The organism is Oculatella sp. LEGE 06141 (assembly GCF_015207605.1).
Taxonomy (GTDB): domain Bacteria; phylum Cyanobacteriota; class Cyanobacteriia; order Elainellales; family Elainellaceae; genus Oculatella.
In genome coordinates this window covers 22,854-38,530 of the sequence record NZ_JADEWO010000014.1, presented here as the reverse complement: position 1 = coordinate 38,530, position 15,677 = coordinate 22,854, and the positions used below count along the sequence as shown (strand labels likewise).

Sequence of the window (15,677 nt, the reverse complement as noted above, 5' to 3'; positions counted from 1 at the left end):
CGCGCCGAAACCTGAATATATTTGAGTTCTTCATTCGTCCTCCTACTACAGGACAATATGTTATTAGGTAGTTTTCTTCAACCATGCCAGAACTATTTCCGCACTCTTGTTCGGAGGAAAAATTGGATAAAAGTATTGTGATACACAACCTTCTTGAAAAAGTAGAGCCAGCCGACGGTAAAATGTCTTTCCATGAGATTCAAAAGTTGGTAGGAAAAGTAGTTTACAAAGAAGGAATTCTGGATCACTCAGCAACACAAATGGTATAGCTGTTCTCTGAACAAACTCTTTCTGCTCATCAATAGGCTGTGCGCTGAGGCCAAACACGGTAATGTTACGCGATGCAAATTCTTCATAATGGTCTCGAAAACTAAGCGATTGCAGGGTACATCCTGGAGCACCAGGAATAAGATCCCATTCTGGAATAGGATCTTGCCCTGGGACACCAGTAGCAGGGTACACGTAAACTACCGCTGTAGTCTGCGTGATTTGGTTGAGGTTCCAAGACTGACCATTTGTACCTTGAAGGGTAACATCCGGAGCCGGAGTACCAAGAAGGTGATCGCAGGCTCCATCATCCTTAGGTACAGGCAAGCCGGGAGGAAGCTCATAAGGATTCGGTGTATTTGATATGCTCATTGTGTCATTACTCCGAAAATGGTTGTCTCATTAGCAAGGAAAATTCCTCTACCGCATTTGAGTCCTCTAGCTTTTGCCTAACATAGGCTGCTGCAATTAGAGCGCATTCCATTGAATCTTGGGTATAAAGCTCTGGAGCCGTCATCTGTGACTCCGCGATAGCCGCGCATTCACGCATTACTTGCAATATCCCGTCTGTAGTTGCATCAGAGAATGTCAAGACTGGCTGCCCATGAGACCATATCACTGACAGATATCCTATTTCCCGTAAGATGCAAAACAACATGTATGGCACGAGTCCATATGGCGCAATATTAGCCGTGACGATCCCTTGACGGTGAACCCCGAAACGAAGGGCGAGATTATATAAGAATATTTTTACAGCTTGCTCCGCCGCCAACAGTTGAACCCCGAAACCGAAAGCATGGAGATCAGCGCGAAGCTCTTCAAGATAAATGAGTGACCATGCTACCTTACCACCTAGTGAAAAATAGCCATCACCATATTTGTTCAGAACATCATATCCGAGAAAATGCCCAGCTTCATGTAAGTAGTATTCGTTCGCTACAACCAATTTTAAGTTCTCTAAGCGCGTGGTAATTACATCGTAATAATCGTCGTAAAATAAAAGACGCAAAAATTTTTCACGGTCATGCCAATTGACCACAGCCTTTAGGACATCAATGATGTTCTCTGCCATCGCTGATGTCCCTTTCACAGGTACAAAAAACTCATGCTTATAAAGGATGTCAGGTTCTGACTCAAATTTGCCGCTTCGCCTCGTAACAATAGCAGGACGAAGTGCAACGCGGGCACTCCCCACCAATTGAGAATGTGAGACTAAAGCATCGTTAACCTGATCTGCTGACAGAAGGCCGCATTCCCTTTTTAACCAAACACCTTCCAGTGTAGAGAAGGCAAAACTGTAGCGACTCTGAACACGGTATTGTCCTGCAAAAGAGAAGTCGAACATTGCTCTAAATCTTAGTCAGAATAGTTTTCCCTTTATTACGCGAGGATGTCGGGAGGTATAGCATCTTGGGTTGTCATCCATCGCTTGATAAGTTCGTCGAACTGTAACAGGGTCGTGATAGAGTAATCGCTCTCTTTAGGGCTCAGCCATATTGTTGACCGAAATTCATCGAGAAAAAGCAACTGATCGGGTGACCAACTCATTTGTGAGCTAGATTGACAGTGGGATCGAATGCGATCAAGCAAGAGAGAAACACAAAGTAACCATAAGGTGGGTGAAACCGTCATCTCAAGAATGTAGTTGACTATTGCGATGCTCCAAGGATTTTCTGGCAGTGAATTGATCGATGTAGTAGTTATTGTCGAAAAGAGCTTTGCAGATCGACCACATACGAGGATTTCATCGTGACTGCGTGCAAAGCCGAGTGCCCGGAAAGATGCTGAAGATAATCCATCACGCAGATATTCTAGGTCAGTGTCAGGTCTGACACATTTGACATAAAAATTTAAAGTACTACACTCTCTTGTGTACCAAAGATATAGACTCTGAAGGTTATCGAATATAGATGCTGTTGTTGGTTTTGAAAAATAATTTTCGCGTAGAAGAGCCGTTTTCTCAGGTTCAAAAAGACCATCTGTGATAGGAAGACGAAGTAATATTTCGGAAGCGTTATGCCGCTCTTGGTAGATGTCATCTAAACTTGCCAAGAGAAAGAAAAATGAGAGCCACGCATTCCGCAGAGCACTTTCAAGGGATAATTCATCAATGATGGCATTCGATTCAAGTAAATTACCTAACCCCTCAGCATGTCCCTGCTCTATATCAATCCGAATATGCTGCTTCCAGCGTTGAAAGAATGATGGTATTTCATACGATGCTTCCACATCCTGGTAGAAATGATTACTATCTTGTTCAAATGCAATGCTTGATTCCTGGAAATATGCCGTCAATAGATGTCCGAGTGAATCGCATTCTGCGAGACGGAGGGTATGCTGCTCAAAGGCAGTGGAAGACGGAAGAGGTACATATGTCTTGACGCTCTGGGAGCTTACACGCAAAGCAGGGGCATCAATAAAATAGAACGCATCGCAATGCCAGTATTCATCAAGTGCATCCTGCTGAAAAAATTGTTTCCACTGAGCAGACTTCCCTATAGAAACCATCCTTGCTGCAACAACTCCTGCAGTACGCGAGGTGTGATAATTGTGAATAAGCCAAGCAATCAGCTCATTTCGAGTTGCTGATCCAGAGCGGAGTCGTTCCCAAATCGGATGAGCGTAATATATCGCATACCATGATGACCTAAGAGGGGCGAACAACTCTCGAATTTCAGACAGTGTATAAGATGGCTTACGCAGTGGGGTAAAACATCCCTGCGCTTCAAGGAGGCGCGTGAAAGCTGCCGTTTGAGGATTAGAAACTACCTCCGTTAAAGTACTTGTCCGCTCAAGCAGTCCTTGTACGGTGGGTTGGGAAAACACCCAGACGGATGGAAGCGTAACTTCCCACAATGCATAAGTAATTTTGACCTTATCGTCAGAAAATGCGACATCAACACCCTCTCGAAGGTATCCAGGCATGGAGCTCATAGTGTTTAACTAGAACCTCAAATTGAAGTGCTGCAGAATGAGATAAGAAGCAAACACAACCAGTGTTGAATCAATAAAAGGCTGTGACAACTCTGTTCACCACAGCCCATCACGGTTTCAACGAACGATAACAGAAGCTGCTTTTGTCACAACCTTTACTTCCGTTCCCTTGGGCAGATCGAGCAGATCGAGCAACTGATGGATTTTCTGTGGATCATTATGCAATGAAGCAATATGCCCCTTGATTGTGATGGGTTCTGAGCCTTTTACTGTGATGTACAACTCAGTTTCTTGCGTAGTTTTCTCGGTTGTCATTTAGGGTACTCCTTGTTTAGGTGTTGGCAACTTAACTTAAGTGGTACAACGATTAATAGAGAGAAAGCTTCCGCCTAAGATCTCATAGTGGGTGGATAGGTAGAAGGATGCAGCCATAACACCCTAAATTCAGTCTTAGGTAGAACCTGCCCATATATTATGCTATAATTCTCCGCTGAAGGTGAATATGAAGAATCTTTTCGCATATTTTCAGTTCACTACGGAGTTCATCAGGTGTGCTTAATAGTACACCTGATGCGCTTACTATGCTTGCTTATAGAGAGGAAAGAGAAAGTGACGCATTTCCATCTCTAACTTCGGATTGTTGAAATCGCCTGCAGGAACCAGCATTACCGGATAATCCGGTTGCTTCAAATGCATCTTGATCCCAGTACTGGGAATCGCTTTAACCGCTTCTCCCAGATATTTAAGATTGAATTGGATATCCAATGTCATATCTGTAGGGACATGAGCATTAATCGTTTCATCTCCCTTACCAAATTCTCGTTCGATCGAAAGGTGAATTTGTTGGGTCACTCCATCAAAGCGAAACTGAATTCCTCTTTCCTTTTTGTCAGTCAACACCGATAACCGTTCCAATGCCTTAAGCAATCCTGATTTCTCCAGCACCACTTCTTGGTCAAAACTGTAGCGCGCCAACAGTTGCTCACAGTCTGGATATTGCCCTTCAATGCACTGGCAGCTCAAACTAATGTCTTGCCATGCAAAACTAGCGCGGGTTGCCTCCGCATCGTACAGCAATTGAATCGAGTCAACCGAATCAGCCAGGTTACGAATCAGTTCCTTTAGCGCTTTGCCGGGAATCGGAAACTGGGTAGGTTCATCGGCTCCCGATTGCTTGCGTCGCTTTCTGCTAATGCCCTCCGTTGATAATTCTGCTATCGCCACTCGATGACCGTCTGTTGCAATGAATTTCAGGGCATTTTGCCTAATCTGAATATAAACGCCTGTCAAAATACGCTTAGTTTCATCCGTGCTAATCGCGTACAGCACCCCTTTCAGTCCTTCTCTCAACACATTGGTCGGTAGGGAAACTGGAGCCGCTTTGGGTGTTGCAATGGGCGGAAATTCCTCAGCCGGAATCCCTCGAATCTCATATTTTCCATCGGCATCCGACAGCGTAATGGAGCAAGTCTTAGTCAGTTGCTCCTCTTCCGACGCTGGCTTTGTGACCTGCGCCTGACTCTTGAGCGTGATGCTACCTGCTGGAAACTGCTTGACCATCCCTGAGAGCATCTCAACAGGTGCCGTAATCTCACTGCCCAAAAGCACCTGTGCCTCAAAGCTTGCTTGAATCGTCATTGCTAAGTCGGTTACCGTCAGATGAACCTGTTGAGCGTTAGCATCTGCCACCACTAGCACATTTGCCAGCACTGGATGATTAGGTTTTGCTGGGGCAGCACAACTTGCGATCGCCAGCGCATCATGAAACTGACTTTGAGAACAAATCACCTGCATCCCTTGTTCTGTTGTAGGTGTGTCCTTTGGCTGCGATCTAGCTGCCCGTTTTCTCGATGACTTTTTGGGCACAGGCTCTGCCGATACTTCAGGCTCAGCAGAATTTTCAGGCTCATCGACGGTTGCCTCCGCGTCACTCGCCTCTGATGTGTCGGTAGGCTGCTCTAGAGAAGTGAGTTTCCTAGGGATACGCTGTGCGATCGCAGCTTCAGAAGTCGGTTGCTCAGTCTGCTTTGTTTGTCTTGCAGTCTTGCCCCTCGATCGTTGTAATGCTTGAGTCATGATCAGTGTCTCTGATTGAATGGTCGTTGAAGGATGCCTGCGTTAGCAGAGGAAAAATGCCAAAGACCCTATGACTCAAGCTTCTTGGCAGAATGGTCAAATTACTTAGGGTATAGTGTGAAGCCAAAACGCCGTTAAGTATTTCCTAAGTCAACAAGGTTGTTGGAAGCAACTCATTAGGGGTGAATCCGATACGTGGCTTCTGGCAGTTGGTTTTACTTAGGGAATACTTTTAGGTGGCTCTGTCCAAAAGCATTCCCTAAGTTAAAGTCCTATGGCACAACCAGAATCCGCCGCCGAGCACGGCTGGCTCCGACATACCATAAGCGATTATGCTCTTTCACCTTTGCCAACAAGTCTTTTGCCGTATCACCACGTTCAGGATTAAGCCGTTTACTTAGATCTTGTCCATCAACACCACATTCTAGAAACGTACTTCCCTGGCTATTGTGAACCGTAATGGCAAAGCAATTTCGCACATTAGCAAACTGTTCTAAATGGTGATAATAATCGCGCCATAGGAATGGATTGCGTTTGGCGATCGCCATCAACCGACGAGCTTCTACATCAAATCGGTTCTGCTCATCTTCATGTAAAGCATAGATTTGACGTGATACACCATCATCCGTTGCAACCTTTAGCCTCCAGGCTTTGTAATTACTGTAGCGATCTTCTGAAAACTCCTGAACCGTGAACTCTGTTGAAGTGGAGAGGATGATCGTTTTACCATCAGGAGCTAAAACCGGATCGCGCGTGATCAGCCGTTCACCGGGAATAAACCGAGAGGCAGTCTTGCCATACAGGTGATTGCGGATCTGCTGGTTGTAGTAATCCACTTGAGCATTTGTCCAGCTTAAAATTCTGAAGCAATCAGGGTTCTGGGTAAACTCGCCAGAGATTTTCTTGAAGGCATATTTGAGGAGCGATCGCCGTTTTACCAGCAATGAACCGTTACTTTTGTCTGGTAGATATTTTGCAAATGGCTCAAAGGGTGCTTTGCTTTTCGTCACCGCATAACGGCAAGCGGTGATAAATTCCAGCAGCGGACTATCTGTACCCTGGCGCACCACTTGAGTCAACACGGCTTTATTGGGTATGGTGAAGGCTGGCGATCGCCCTTCATTCACCGGGTTAAGCTGAGCCGGATCGCCCATCAGAATCATTTTGAGCGGATGCCACGTTGATGTTCTTTTGGACGCTTCCTCAATCCAGTGCCAGAGCTGCTCTCCAATCATGGAACACTCATCAATAAACACAACATCGAACAGCCCAATGTACGACGTTCCAGTCGGTGCCAACACTTTTTCGTTACCTCTGGAAACCATGCCCAGTCCCAGCAATTGATGAATTGTGAAGAAGTCTACGCCAGTCACCCCGTTTTCTAGCGCCATGCGTTGCAACACACCGACAGCCTTATTGGTGGGTGCAGTCAGAACCACTCGTTTCCCTTGGCTGACTAGCACTTTCACCAGTTGAAAAACGATCGTTGATTTTCCTGTGCCAGCAAAGCCAACTAAGAGAAACAGGGCAGCCGTGACAGCTGGTTGCAGGAACATCCACATTGCATCCAGGCCTTGACGCTGTTGCTCAGTCAGTTGAAAGGGGAAAGAGACAGCCGGGGAGGAAGCAGGAAGGGTTTGCATCATTACGACTCCGCTAATTTCATCCATGAATCGGCTTGGCGCAGCGGTAGCTGGTTTTTTTGGTCTTCTCGAAATTAGTGAAGCTACGATCGCACATCCCAAACCGGCGTAGCTTTCAGAGATTAACCACTGGAAGGATGAAATCTTCAGTCCTGATTCAGAGGTACCAACCGTTTCTGTCCACCTGGCTAGTTCTCCTGGGCAAAGGTTGGCAGATCAAAACGTTTCTTATACAAGAGATATAGAGAGCTATTGAGATTCTCAAGCAGAATTTAAATTCTGTGGTATCTCTTATATAAGCGATCATGGGTAACTATGAACACCGATAAGGAAAAACGGAGCCGTAGAGGGCAGGGACAATATTACGCAGAGCCTAAGAAGCCGACGATGGTTGGTCTTACCCCAACGGGTGTCGAAAAACTGGACGAGCTTGCCGCAGAGTTCCAGCTTTCTCGATCCGAGTTTATCGAACAGATTGCTCGACGGCTGATCCCTGTTGGCACCTCTGTTATCAGTCAGTAAGTTGCCTGAAAATTCAGGGTCTCATCAATTTTGCAAGCAAAAAGGAGTAACAATGTTTCGTCAAGCAAATGGCAGAATGCGTGATCCAACTAAAGCTTCAGATCAAAAAACACCAAGGTCTCGTCTTGGCGGGTGAAACCTTGGTGTCTTTGATGTTTTTTTGTTATAGCCAGAACGACCATATTGGATATGTGCCTTCCGGGCTGGATAGGTTACCGCCTCTCCACGCTCTTGCATCATAGCAAATCGCTATGCAGCTGAAAAGGCACATCAGTTCCTATCTTTGTAAGAACCGACCGAGTGGCGTTTCTGGCTCCGAGTAACCTCTTTAACCTCCGTGAGCCATTATGAAACAAGCTGGAATTCCTGGAAGTGATACTTCACTGGCGATCGCCGCGATCGAAGTGGATGTATTAACCCCAGAGACAGAAACTAAAAAGACTGCTACAACCAAATCAAAGCGCAAAGGGCGTCATCACTCCTTTGAACGCCCACCCACCCATGCCGATCTGTTCCCTGATGGCGAAACTGATCGCATGGCCTCTAACAAAGTCATTTGGGAAGGCTGTAATATTCTCTCCCAAGGAAGAGATATTGGCTGGGTCGAAGCCGGTTCGGGATCACCGTACTATGAAAGCAGCGTTGCTAAAGGCAAGGGATACCTTTCCTTCTGGATTACGAATGAGTTACACGTCAAGCATCCCACTGTGCTGGAAGAGGAAGCTGCCCTGGCATTAATTGACCAGTTCGACATTCGGGCTGCTTGTCTGCATCTAATCTATGCCGCTTACGCCACCCAACTGGAACGTCCCTGGGAACAGCAGTTTGTCCTGAACGATCGCCAGCTTGAGCGGTATCTCGGCTTAGACAAAAACAAAAAGCTCAATAAGCAGCAGAAGCTAGAATTATTGCTGGAGTTGGCAAAGCAACCCTGTCATCTACTAGTGTATGTCTCCTGGCCCGAGAAAGGAAAGGTAAAGTCCTTCAGCGTCAGCCGCACCTGGCTCTGGGAAATTTCAGAACCCATTCTACACTTTCAGGAAGATTTGATGGGTAACTCTGAGATGGTGGGTTTTACCCTGCAAATCAAGGCAGGCAACTGGGCGCAGTATTTTCTCAATCCCAGCCGCTGCAAAGATGGCAATGGCTACTACGAGTACGGCATCCTGTCCCAGTCCATCCTGCAAGATTTGATGACCATCTGGTATAACCACGAAGGGGCTGCACGTCTGATTCTCTGGCTATTGTTCAAAACAAAGGTCGGGAATGGACCCGTCCGAGCTGGCACCCTGTTTAAGGTGGCATTTGGAACGGAAAAGGTGGAGCAAGCTAGAAAAGCTTCGGCTACCCGTAAGCGTCTGGTTGCTCAATGGAAAACTACGTTAAAAGTGCTGGATGAACAGGGGTGGAAGTTCACGTTCGATCTGGCAACCTACCCACCTCAATACTTGCCTGACCTACCTGACCTACTACCGCTAGCGGACATTCCAGATGATCCTGAACAGGCAGCCGAGTTCTGGTTGGAGGACGGCGCTAAGGGAGAGGGCGATCGCCTCACCGATACAGTTAAGCGACCCTATGGTGGCTTTGAGCAGTTGCTGACTGCCCGCATGGTTGCGCAGCCTCCAGAAGAGATTTCCAAGAAGTTAGAAGAGTTAAAGGAAACGCGCCCGGTGCGTAGCATTGCCACAGGGGAAGCTTCGTCCAAACTATCCTTAGATGCTGAAACCTCCTCGCCCAAATCAAGGTCTCGCAAGTCTGAACGTCGCCTGCTGTCTCCCGAGCCATCTAATCAGTTACCCGAAACCACTAAACCGACTGAACGGATTGATTCTGGGGAGAAGTTGAAGGTGCTGAGGCTAACCAGAGGGATGACTCAAAGCGTTCTCGCTGCCAAGATTGGCAAGAGTACCAGTTGGGTCAAATTGGTTGAAACTGGCAGACGCAGCATCACCCCTGAAGATCAGACGCTATTGCTGACCGTCCTTCAAGCTACGATGTAATCGCTAATTACCATCTGTAACCTTTGGCATCTGGATTGAGGTTACATCGTGGTTAGACTTAAACCGAACCGAACGCCAGATATAGAGTTGAATCGATCGATCTTGCATTATAGGTAGAGTTGTAACTTTCGATCGAGTTCTTAAAAAACTTCCAAAAAGCTTGCTAGATCGGCAGTTCAGATCTAGCTCATAGATCGCCCTGAAAGGGATTTCAAAATTGTCCTTTAATACCGCAGGTGCTTCCTGAAGGTTACAAGCAACTAAACCTGATAGAACTGATAGCGAAGGGGTCACAATCCTTGTATAGATCCTATTTCAGAGGCTTCAAAGAACAACTGAACTGAACAAACAGCCTCGCAATTAATGCAGGAATACCGCAGGGTTAGACAAAAGGTTACAGACTTCTCTTGCTTAGAAATACCTTTGGTTAACTCTAAAAGTTACAACACAGGGTGAAACCATAAAATAACCGCAGGAGTGCCCTAAAAGTTACAGCAGAGGAGTTTAGGTTACCAAATGCCCTAGGCTTGGACTGAAAGTTACACGTGTGTTTCGGAGAAATACCGCAGGAGTGCCCTAAAAGTTACAGTCGGAGGGTTACAAAATACCCCAGGTTCAGGCTTAAAGTTACAAAAGGGAGAGGGTTTCTGCAAATACCCTCGGTTTGTCCCAATGGTTACAAATATCCGAATGGCTATTGGTTTGTAACTATTTGGCTGATGCTTCAAAAGCCTTATTTTTCAGATCATTCAGCGATCGCCACTCTCGTTCCACCGATGCTCCTCTCGGAGGTTACAAAGAAATACCCCAGGGTTGCTTAGAAAATACCCCAGGTCTGTCCCAAAAATACCCTCCAGTTATTCCAAAAGTTACAGAAAAAATCTTAAAACTGGCTTCTCATAAGCGTTTCAGATTTTGGTTACACGTCTGATCATTCTAATGATCTTGATCCAGCAACCGCTCTGAGTGCCCTCCAGAGCGGTTGCTATTGTAAGACAACAAAAAGCGCCGCGCCATCGGTGTACGTTTGTCTATCAACTCGTTAATCTTGAAACGCATTTACAACTACCGTTAAATCCATGTCACCCACCACCACAACTCAGCTTATTCAGCAGCTTTATCGCTTGATCCTGCATGAGCATCAGCAGCTTTATGCCGTTTGGCAAGCTGCTGACATGTTGCAGTCGCAATATGAAAAGGTACTGACCGCTGATATTGTGGAAGCCCATCTTCAGGGCAGACAGACGATTTCAGTGCGATTACTGCAACCAGGTACTAGCACTGCCAAAGCGGGTTGTATTGATTTTGATGCACCTAAAGATGGTTCTGATCATGATGCGCTTCAAGCGGTTTTGACCCAGGCTCAACGGGTACAGACAGCAGCGACCGATCGCGGTCTATCGACCTATTTAGAGTTCAGCGGTCGTCGGGGGTTTCATCTCTGGCTGTTTTCCGAGGCTCCTCTACCTGGCATAACCTGGATCAAGGCACTAAAAAACCTTTGCTACCTGTCAGGTTACAAACCTAAAGAAATTTACCCAGCAACTGCAACGATCGCAGACGATGGCAAAGCCTCTGGGCGACCGATTCGTCTACCCTGCGGAATTCACCAAATTAGTGGTAAGCGCAATGGATTTTTGCCTGAAACAGTGGAATGGGTAGACGGATACCCGATTGTTCCAGAGAATCAGGTGGCGCTAATGGCTGACGTTCAACAGGTGAGTGCAGCCGCGATCGCTCAACTGGCAGAGGAAAAGTTACAGGAACCAGAGAAAAGAAAAGTAGTTGTGGACTCCAGTTCAAATTCTGCTGGAAGTGCACCAAACTTGCAATCCAAAATCCAAAATCTAAAATCGGCAGACTTTTCTGTCCTAGCACCTGATGAACATCCGGTGTGTATTCACTACCTGATGAATAAGGGTGCGCCAACTGACCAGGACTACAATTCAGTCAACCTTACCCTCTCTCGCTATGCCATTACTAGAGGATGCGATCGCAATCAGATAGAATCCCTGGCAGAAAAGATGGCTCAGGCATCTGAGCACCACCCCACCAGTAAGCTGACCGTTGATGCTAAGCTTCGGAACTTTCACGGTGCCTATGCTTCAGCTCGACGTAATCCTCAAGATTACCAATGGAGTTGTAGCTATGTTCGAGCCAGCCAAGAGTTAGTCAATTGTGGAGGCTGTACTGGCTATGCTTGTCCCTTTTGGCAGTGGGACAGACCCGATGGGGACAATGAAGCCGCCAGACGAGCAGAACGAGAATTGCTAGCCTACATTCTTCTCCATCCAGAAGCTGGAATGCAGGAAGCCCTAGGGATTGACCTTCCTGCTGAGGGATTCATTTCAACCTGTCAATCCTTAGAAGGTGAAAAGGCTTCTTTATATTTGCATCGAATGATTTGGGAGGCTCTTGTCAGGCTTGAAACCGATGGGAGAGAACTAATTCCAAGCCTGATTCTGTCGCAGTTAGAACAGGTTCCAGAGGAAAGATTCGCGTTGTCTACAGGTGTCATCAATCAGGTAGCAACCTATTTGGATGAGTGGCTGCAAATGTCGTCCTGTAGTTGGGACACGTTTGTGGAGCATTTGACGAAGGTAAGAGATACAGGGCTGCGTTTGCTGGCGAAAGAACAGGCGACCACTGCGACTGAGTTGTTGGGCGATCGCCTTCAACCTGTCACTGAGACCCTGGAAACCCTGATCAACAAGTCCCAAAATCTTCAGCGTCGCAGTGCTTCTCAAACGCTGCCAATGGTGGCATACAGTCAGGATTTGGTCCGAGATCTGTTTGGGCAACCGCAGACTGCAATTCCAACCCCTGCTCACTGGCTCAACCATGCTCTCAATGGTGGACTGCATCCGGGTAGACTCTATGTGATTGGCGCACCCCCTGGATCGGGCAAGACGACCTGGTGTGCCTGGTGTGCAGATGAGGCAGCTAAAGCCCGAACGCCAGTACTTTATGTTTCGTTTGAAATGGGTAGGCAGCAGCTCTGGGTGAGTGCGTTATCCAGGCTTGCTGGACTTAACTCAGGGTTAATTGAGTCTAAGCAGTGGGATGACCCAGATTATGCCAATACTCAATGGTTAAAGCAGCAAGTTGCTCAGGCGATTCGCGCTTACGACCAGCAGATTGCCGAACATTTAACTATTCTTGAAGCAGGACCAGAAGTTACAGTAGCTCACCTTAAAGGTGTGATTGCTCAGGTCAGGCGCACGGCTAATTTGAGCAAAAATGCGCCCGTGTTGGTGGTGGTTGATTACCTGCAACTGATGTGCTGCGGGGATGAAAAGTTGGATTCTGGTGCGAACGAAGTTTTGCGGGTTTCCAGAGTGGCAACTGGGCTGAAACAGTTGGCGCGGGATACAAATACCGCTGTCGTTGCGATTAGCGACATCAATAAGGCAGCTTACCAAGAAGCGCTCCGGACTGGAACCCTTGATATGGGGGCATTACGAGACTCGTTTAAGATTGCTCATGCTGCGGACTGCATTATGCTGTTGCAAACGGGTAAGGCACAGCGAGGCAATGACCAGCCCAAAGACCAGGTTGATCTATTGGAAGAACGCTATGCAGGTAATCACCTAAAACTGCGACAGCTTCAGGATGTCCGGACTCGCTTCCCTTTGAATGAAAAAGCGAAAGCTACTTATGCACGTCTTAGCCTGCTCAAGAATCGAGGGGGGATGACCGCAGAACCGATGTTTGTCTATGAGCGGGCATATCACCGCTTTATTCCGGTTGATCTTGACTTGGGAGGGGATAATGAATTTGAGGATCTCTAGCTCTACTGCACCATCATCAGATGTTGAACTAAACACTTCAGTAGATCCCTTCTACAACGATTTGATGGATTGGGCAAAAGAGCGTAAGCAGCAGTTCTTGAGGAATCGTGCTAAAGGTGTTTCTATAAATTCAAGATCAGATCATACAGAACCACTGAGCAAGACAGAAACAGAAACCTGGATTGAGACCTGGTACACTCCTCCGCCTTTACCTTCAAGAATGGCTAGGCAAAAAGTTATTTCTTCTGATGCACTTTATCAAAAAATTGAAGATGCAGAAGCTGTAGAGGCAAAGGATACTCAAGAAGAGCACCAAACGGAATCCCAAACTCCAGAGTCTAAAAACCTTCCATCTTCTCTGCCCAGTACGTCGTCAATTCAAGATCCTTCTACTTTTGAGATTGGTCAGAAAGTTGTTATCCGTCCAGATGCAAATCGTGTACCCGCTGGCATTCCAATCGATGCTGTACTGGTGGTTCAGGAGATGTATGTCAACGTTTATCGACAGCATCAAAATATTTGGTGTGTTTGGTGTAGTAGTGATGCATTTTCGGGTTTGAAGTCGATCGATTCAGATTGCTTGGTACCACTACGAGAAATAGCCCAGATCGCTGCTACAGAAAGCGTATCTGTACTAGATTTAGAAGATTTCATAGATGAGAAAGCAGATTCTAATTCATCTCATGCTGCTGTGAGTTATGAGTTCGTTGAAGATGGACAACGACTTGCGGAAGTACTTAAGCCCTTGCAAAGTTGTCAGGCGATCGCGGTTGACACAGAAACCACTGGACTTGATCCCTTAAAAGATCGAATTCGTTTAGTGCAAATTGCTGCGGCTAACCAGCCGGTTATTATCATTGACCTGTTTAAAGTTGCCAAGGAAACGCTAACTCCGCTGCGCAAACTGCTCCAAGGTACGCCAATCAAAGTCTTGCAGAATGCCAAATTTGACTTGAAATTCCTTCAACAGGTAGGACTTCCCATTGCTGGCAAACTGTTCGACACAATGATAGCGGCACAATTACTGGATGCAGGGGTACGATCGCACGGTTACAACCTGGCGGAGCTAGTCAAGGTGTATCTGGGAGAAGAACTCTCCAAAGAACAGCAGCGAAGTGATTGGAGCAATCCCAGCCTTTCTTCCGAGCAGTTAGAGTATGCAGCGCGAGATGCAGCGATTTTACTGCGGTTACGCGAGGTAATGAAGCCTAAGCTAACAGGTGTTCGCTTGGTGGAAACTGCCAAATTGGAGTTTGATTGTTTGGGAGCGATCGCCCAAATGGAACTCAATGGAATGCTACTCGATCTTTCCCGTTGGGATTCTCTGCGACAAGAACTAGAACAAAGAAGAGACCAGATGGCGGGTGAATTGCGACAACAGTTCCAGCCAGCCTTGCTGAGTGCCCAACTCGATCTCTTGGGGAATGAAGTTTCTCTCAATTTGGACAGTCAGCCGCAGGTATTAGAAGCACTACAGCAGATGGGTGTGCCAGTAGAAAACACTAGTAAATTTTCGCTGATTCCGCTGGCAGAAGAGCATCCGCCCGTCAGAGCGTTGCTGGACTACCGCAAAGCAGCAAAATCAGTTCAGGCGTTTGGTAGTAGCCTGCCCAAGCATGTTCACCCCATTACGGGTCGAATTCATCCAGACTATCAGCAGATGGGTGCTGCTACTGGGCGCATGTCCTGTCGTAACCCCAACTTGCAACAGATTCCCAGAGACAAAATCTTTCGCAGTTGTTTTATTCCGGCTCCAGGCTATCGTTTAGTCGTGGCAGACTACTCTCAGATTGAATTGCGGGTCGCAGCAGAACTGAGTGGCGATCGCCGCATGATTGAGGCATACCAAAATGATGAAGACCTGCACCGACTCACCGCTGCCCTGATTGCTGATAAATCCTTGGATCAAGTTGAGAAATCGGAGCGGCAGGCAGCCAAAGCCGTCAATTTTGGGCTGATTTACGCGATGGGTGCAAAAGGGTTAGCTGAGTACGCCTACAACAACTATGGGGTGCAGATGAGCCTAAAGCAGGCAGAAACCTTTCGCAAGTGCTATTTTGAGGCATATCAGGGAATTGCCCGTTGGCATGGGGCGATGAAGCGCAGGTTGCCCAGGGAGATGCGGACAATGGGCGATCGCCTTCGGCGCTGGCAGGATGAACCAAAGCTAACAGAGCTGCTAAACACTCCAGTTCAGGGCACTGCCGCCGATATTACCAAAGCTGCCTTAGCAAAACTGCCTACAGCCTTGAGGGAAACGGAAGCTAGATTAATTGGCACCGTGCATGATGAAATTTTGCTGGAAGCTCCAGAGGGTAAGGCAGAACAGGCTGCACAGATTCTTCAGCAAGTGATGGAGCAAGCTGGACAGCAGTATTTAAGAAAAGTGCCAGTGAAAGCCGATGTGGCGATCGCCCTCAATTGGGCGGGGAAGTAGTGGT

The 15,677-nt window shown here is 47.1% G+C and carries 10 protein-coding genes; 4 read left to right on the top strand and 6 right to left on the bottom strand.

The features are described 5' to 3' along the window. Positions 1–63: 63 nt before the first annotated feature. The 6 genes from IQ268_RS12185 to IQ268_RS12160 form a co-directional block, all read right to left on the bottom strand. Positions 64–639 carry a peroxiredoxin gene (locus IQ268_RS12185; protein WP_193878903.1) on the bottom strand — a complete coding sequence of 192 codons (576 nt, stop codon included), beginning with the start codon at positions 637–639 and terminating at the stop codon, positions 64–66. Positions 640–646: 7 nt separating this feature from the next. Continuing rightward, positions 647–1,612 (bottom strand): hypothetical protein, encoded by a 966-nt coding sequence (locus tag IQ268_RS12180; protein WP_193878902.1) that lies wholly within the window; start codon positions 1,610–1,612, stop codon positions 647–649. 35 nt (positions 1,613–1,647) lie between these two features. Next, on the bottom strand, positions 1,648–3,201 hold the full coding sequence (locus tag IQ268_RS12175; RefSeq protein ID WP_228035296.1) for a hypothetical protein: 1,554 nt from the start codon (positions 3,199–3,201) through the stop codon (positions 1,648–1,650). A gap of 117 nt (positions 3,202–3,318) precedes the next feature. Continuing rightward, positions 3,319–3,516 (bottom strand): hypothetical protein, encoded by a 198-nt coding sequence (locus tag IQ268_RS12170; RefSeq protein WP_193878900.1) that lies wholly within the window; start codon positions 3,514–3,516, stop codon positions 3,319–3,321. 264 nt (positions 3,517–3,780) lie between these two features. Further along, positions 3,781–5,277: a DNA polymerase III subunit beta gene (gene dnaN / locus IQ268_RS12165; protein WP_193878899.1), complete on the bottom strand. Its 1,497-nt coding sequence runs from the start codon at positions 5,275–5,277 to the stop codon at positions 3,781–3,783. Positions 5,278–5,549: 272 nt separating this feature from the next. After that, positions 5,550–6,923: an ATP-dependent RecD-like DNA helicase gene (locus tag IQ268_RS12160; RefSeq protein ID WP_193878897.1), complete on the bottom strand. Its 1,374-nt coding sequence runs from the start codon at positions 6,921–6,923 to the stop codon at positions 5,550–5,552. A gap of 312 nt (positions 6,924–7,235) precedes the next feature. On the opposite strand from IQ268_RS12160, the gene IQ268_RS12155 reads away from it, so the two are divergent. The 4 genes from IQ268_RS12155 to IQ268_RS12140 all read left to right on the top strand — a co-directional run bounded on the left by IQ268_RS12155 (position 7,236) and on the right by IQ268_RS12140 (position 15,673). Then, positions 7,236–7,442 carry a ribbon-helix-helix domain-containing protein gene (locus tag IQ268_RS12155; RefSeq protein WP_036010383.1) on the top strand — a complete coding sequence of 69 codons (207 nt, stop codon included), beginning with the start codon at positions 7,236–7,238 and terminating at the stop codon, positions 7,440–7,442. Between the two features lie 347 nt (positions 7,443–7,789). After that, entirely contained in the window at positions 7,790–9,445 is a 1,656-nt protein-coding gene (locus tag IQ268_RS12150) for a helix-turn-helix domain-containing protein (RefSeq protein WP_193878895.1), read from the top strand. A gap of 1,079 nt (positions 9,446–10,524) precedes the next feature. After that, on the top strand, positions 10,525–13,236 hold the full coding sequence (locus IQ268_RS12145) for a DnaB-like helicase C-terminal domain-containing protein (RefSeq protein WP_193878893.1): 2,712 nt from the start codon (positions 10,525–10,527) through the stop codon (positions 13,234–13,236). Between the two features lie 220 nt (positions 13,237–13,456). Further along, on the top strand, positions 13,457–15,673 hold the full coding sequence (locus IQ268_RS12140) for a bifunctional 3'-5' exonuclease/DNA polymerase (RefSeq protein ID WP_193878891.1): 2,217 nt from the start codon (positions 13,457–13,459) through the stop codon (positions 15,671–15,673). The last annotated feature ends 4 nt before the right edge of the window (positions 15,674–15,677 follow it).

Bases quoted from the DNA above. Each gene is read 5' to 3' on its own strand.
- IQ268_RS12185 (WP_193878903.1), bottom strand. From the start codon at position 639: ATGAGCATATCAAATACACCGAATCCTTATGAGCTTCCTCCCGGCTTG.
- IQ268_RS12180 (WP_193878902.1), bottom strand. From the start codon at position 1,612: ATGTTCGACTTCTCTTTTGCAGGACAATACCGTGTTCAGAGTCGCTAC.
- IQ268_RS12175 (WP_228035296.1), bottom strand. From the start codon at position 3,201: ATGAGCTCCATGCCTGGATACCTTCGAGAGGGTGTTGATGTCGCATTT.
- IQ268_RS12170 (WP_193878900.1), bottom strand. From the start codon at position 3,516: ATGACAACCGAGAAAACTACGCAAGAAACTGAGTTGTACATCACAGTA.
- dnaN (WP_193878899.1), bottom strand. From the start codon at position 5,277: ATGACTCAAGCATTACAACGATCGAGGGGCAAGACTGCAAGACAAACA.
- IQ268_RS12160 (WP_193878897.1), bottom strand. From the start codon at position 6,923: ATGATGCAAACCCTTCCTGCTTCCTCCCCGGCTGTCTCTTTCCCCTTT.
- IQ268_RS12155 (WP_036010383.1), top strand. From the start codon at position 7,236: ATGAACACCGATAAGGAAAAACGGAGCCGTAGAGGGCAGGGACAATAT.
- IQ268_RS12150 (WP_193878895.1), top strand. From the start codon at position 7,790: ATGAAACAAGCTGGAATTCCTGGAAGTGATACTTCACTGGCGATCGCC.
- IQ268_RS12145 (WP_193878893.1), top strand. From the start codon at position 10,525: ATGTCACCCACCACCACAACTCAGCTTATTCAGCAGCTTTATCGCTTG.
- IQ268_RS12140 (WP_193878891.1), top strand. From the start codon at position 13,457: ATGGCTAGGCAAAAAGTTATTTCTTCTGATGCACTTTATCAAAAAATT.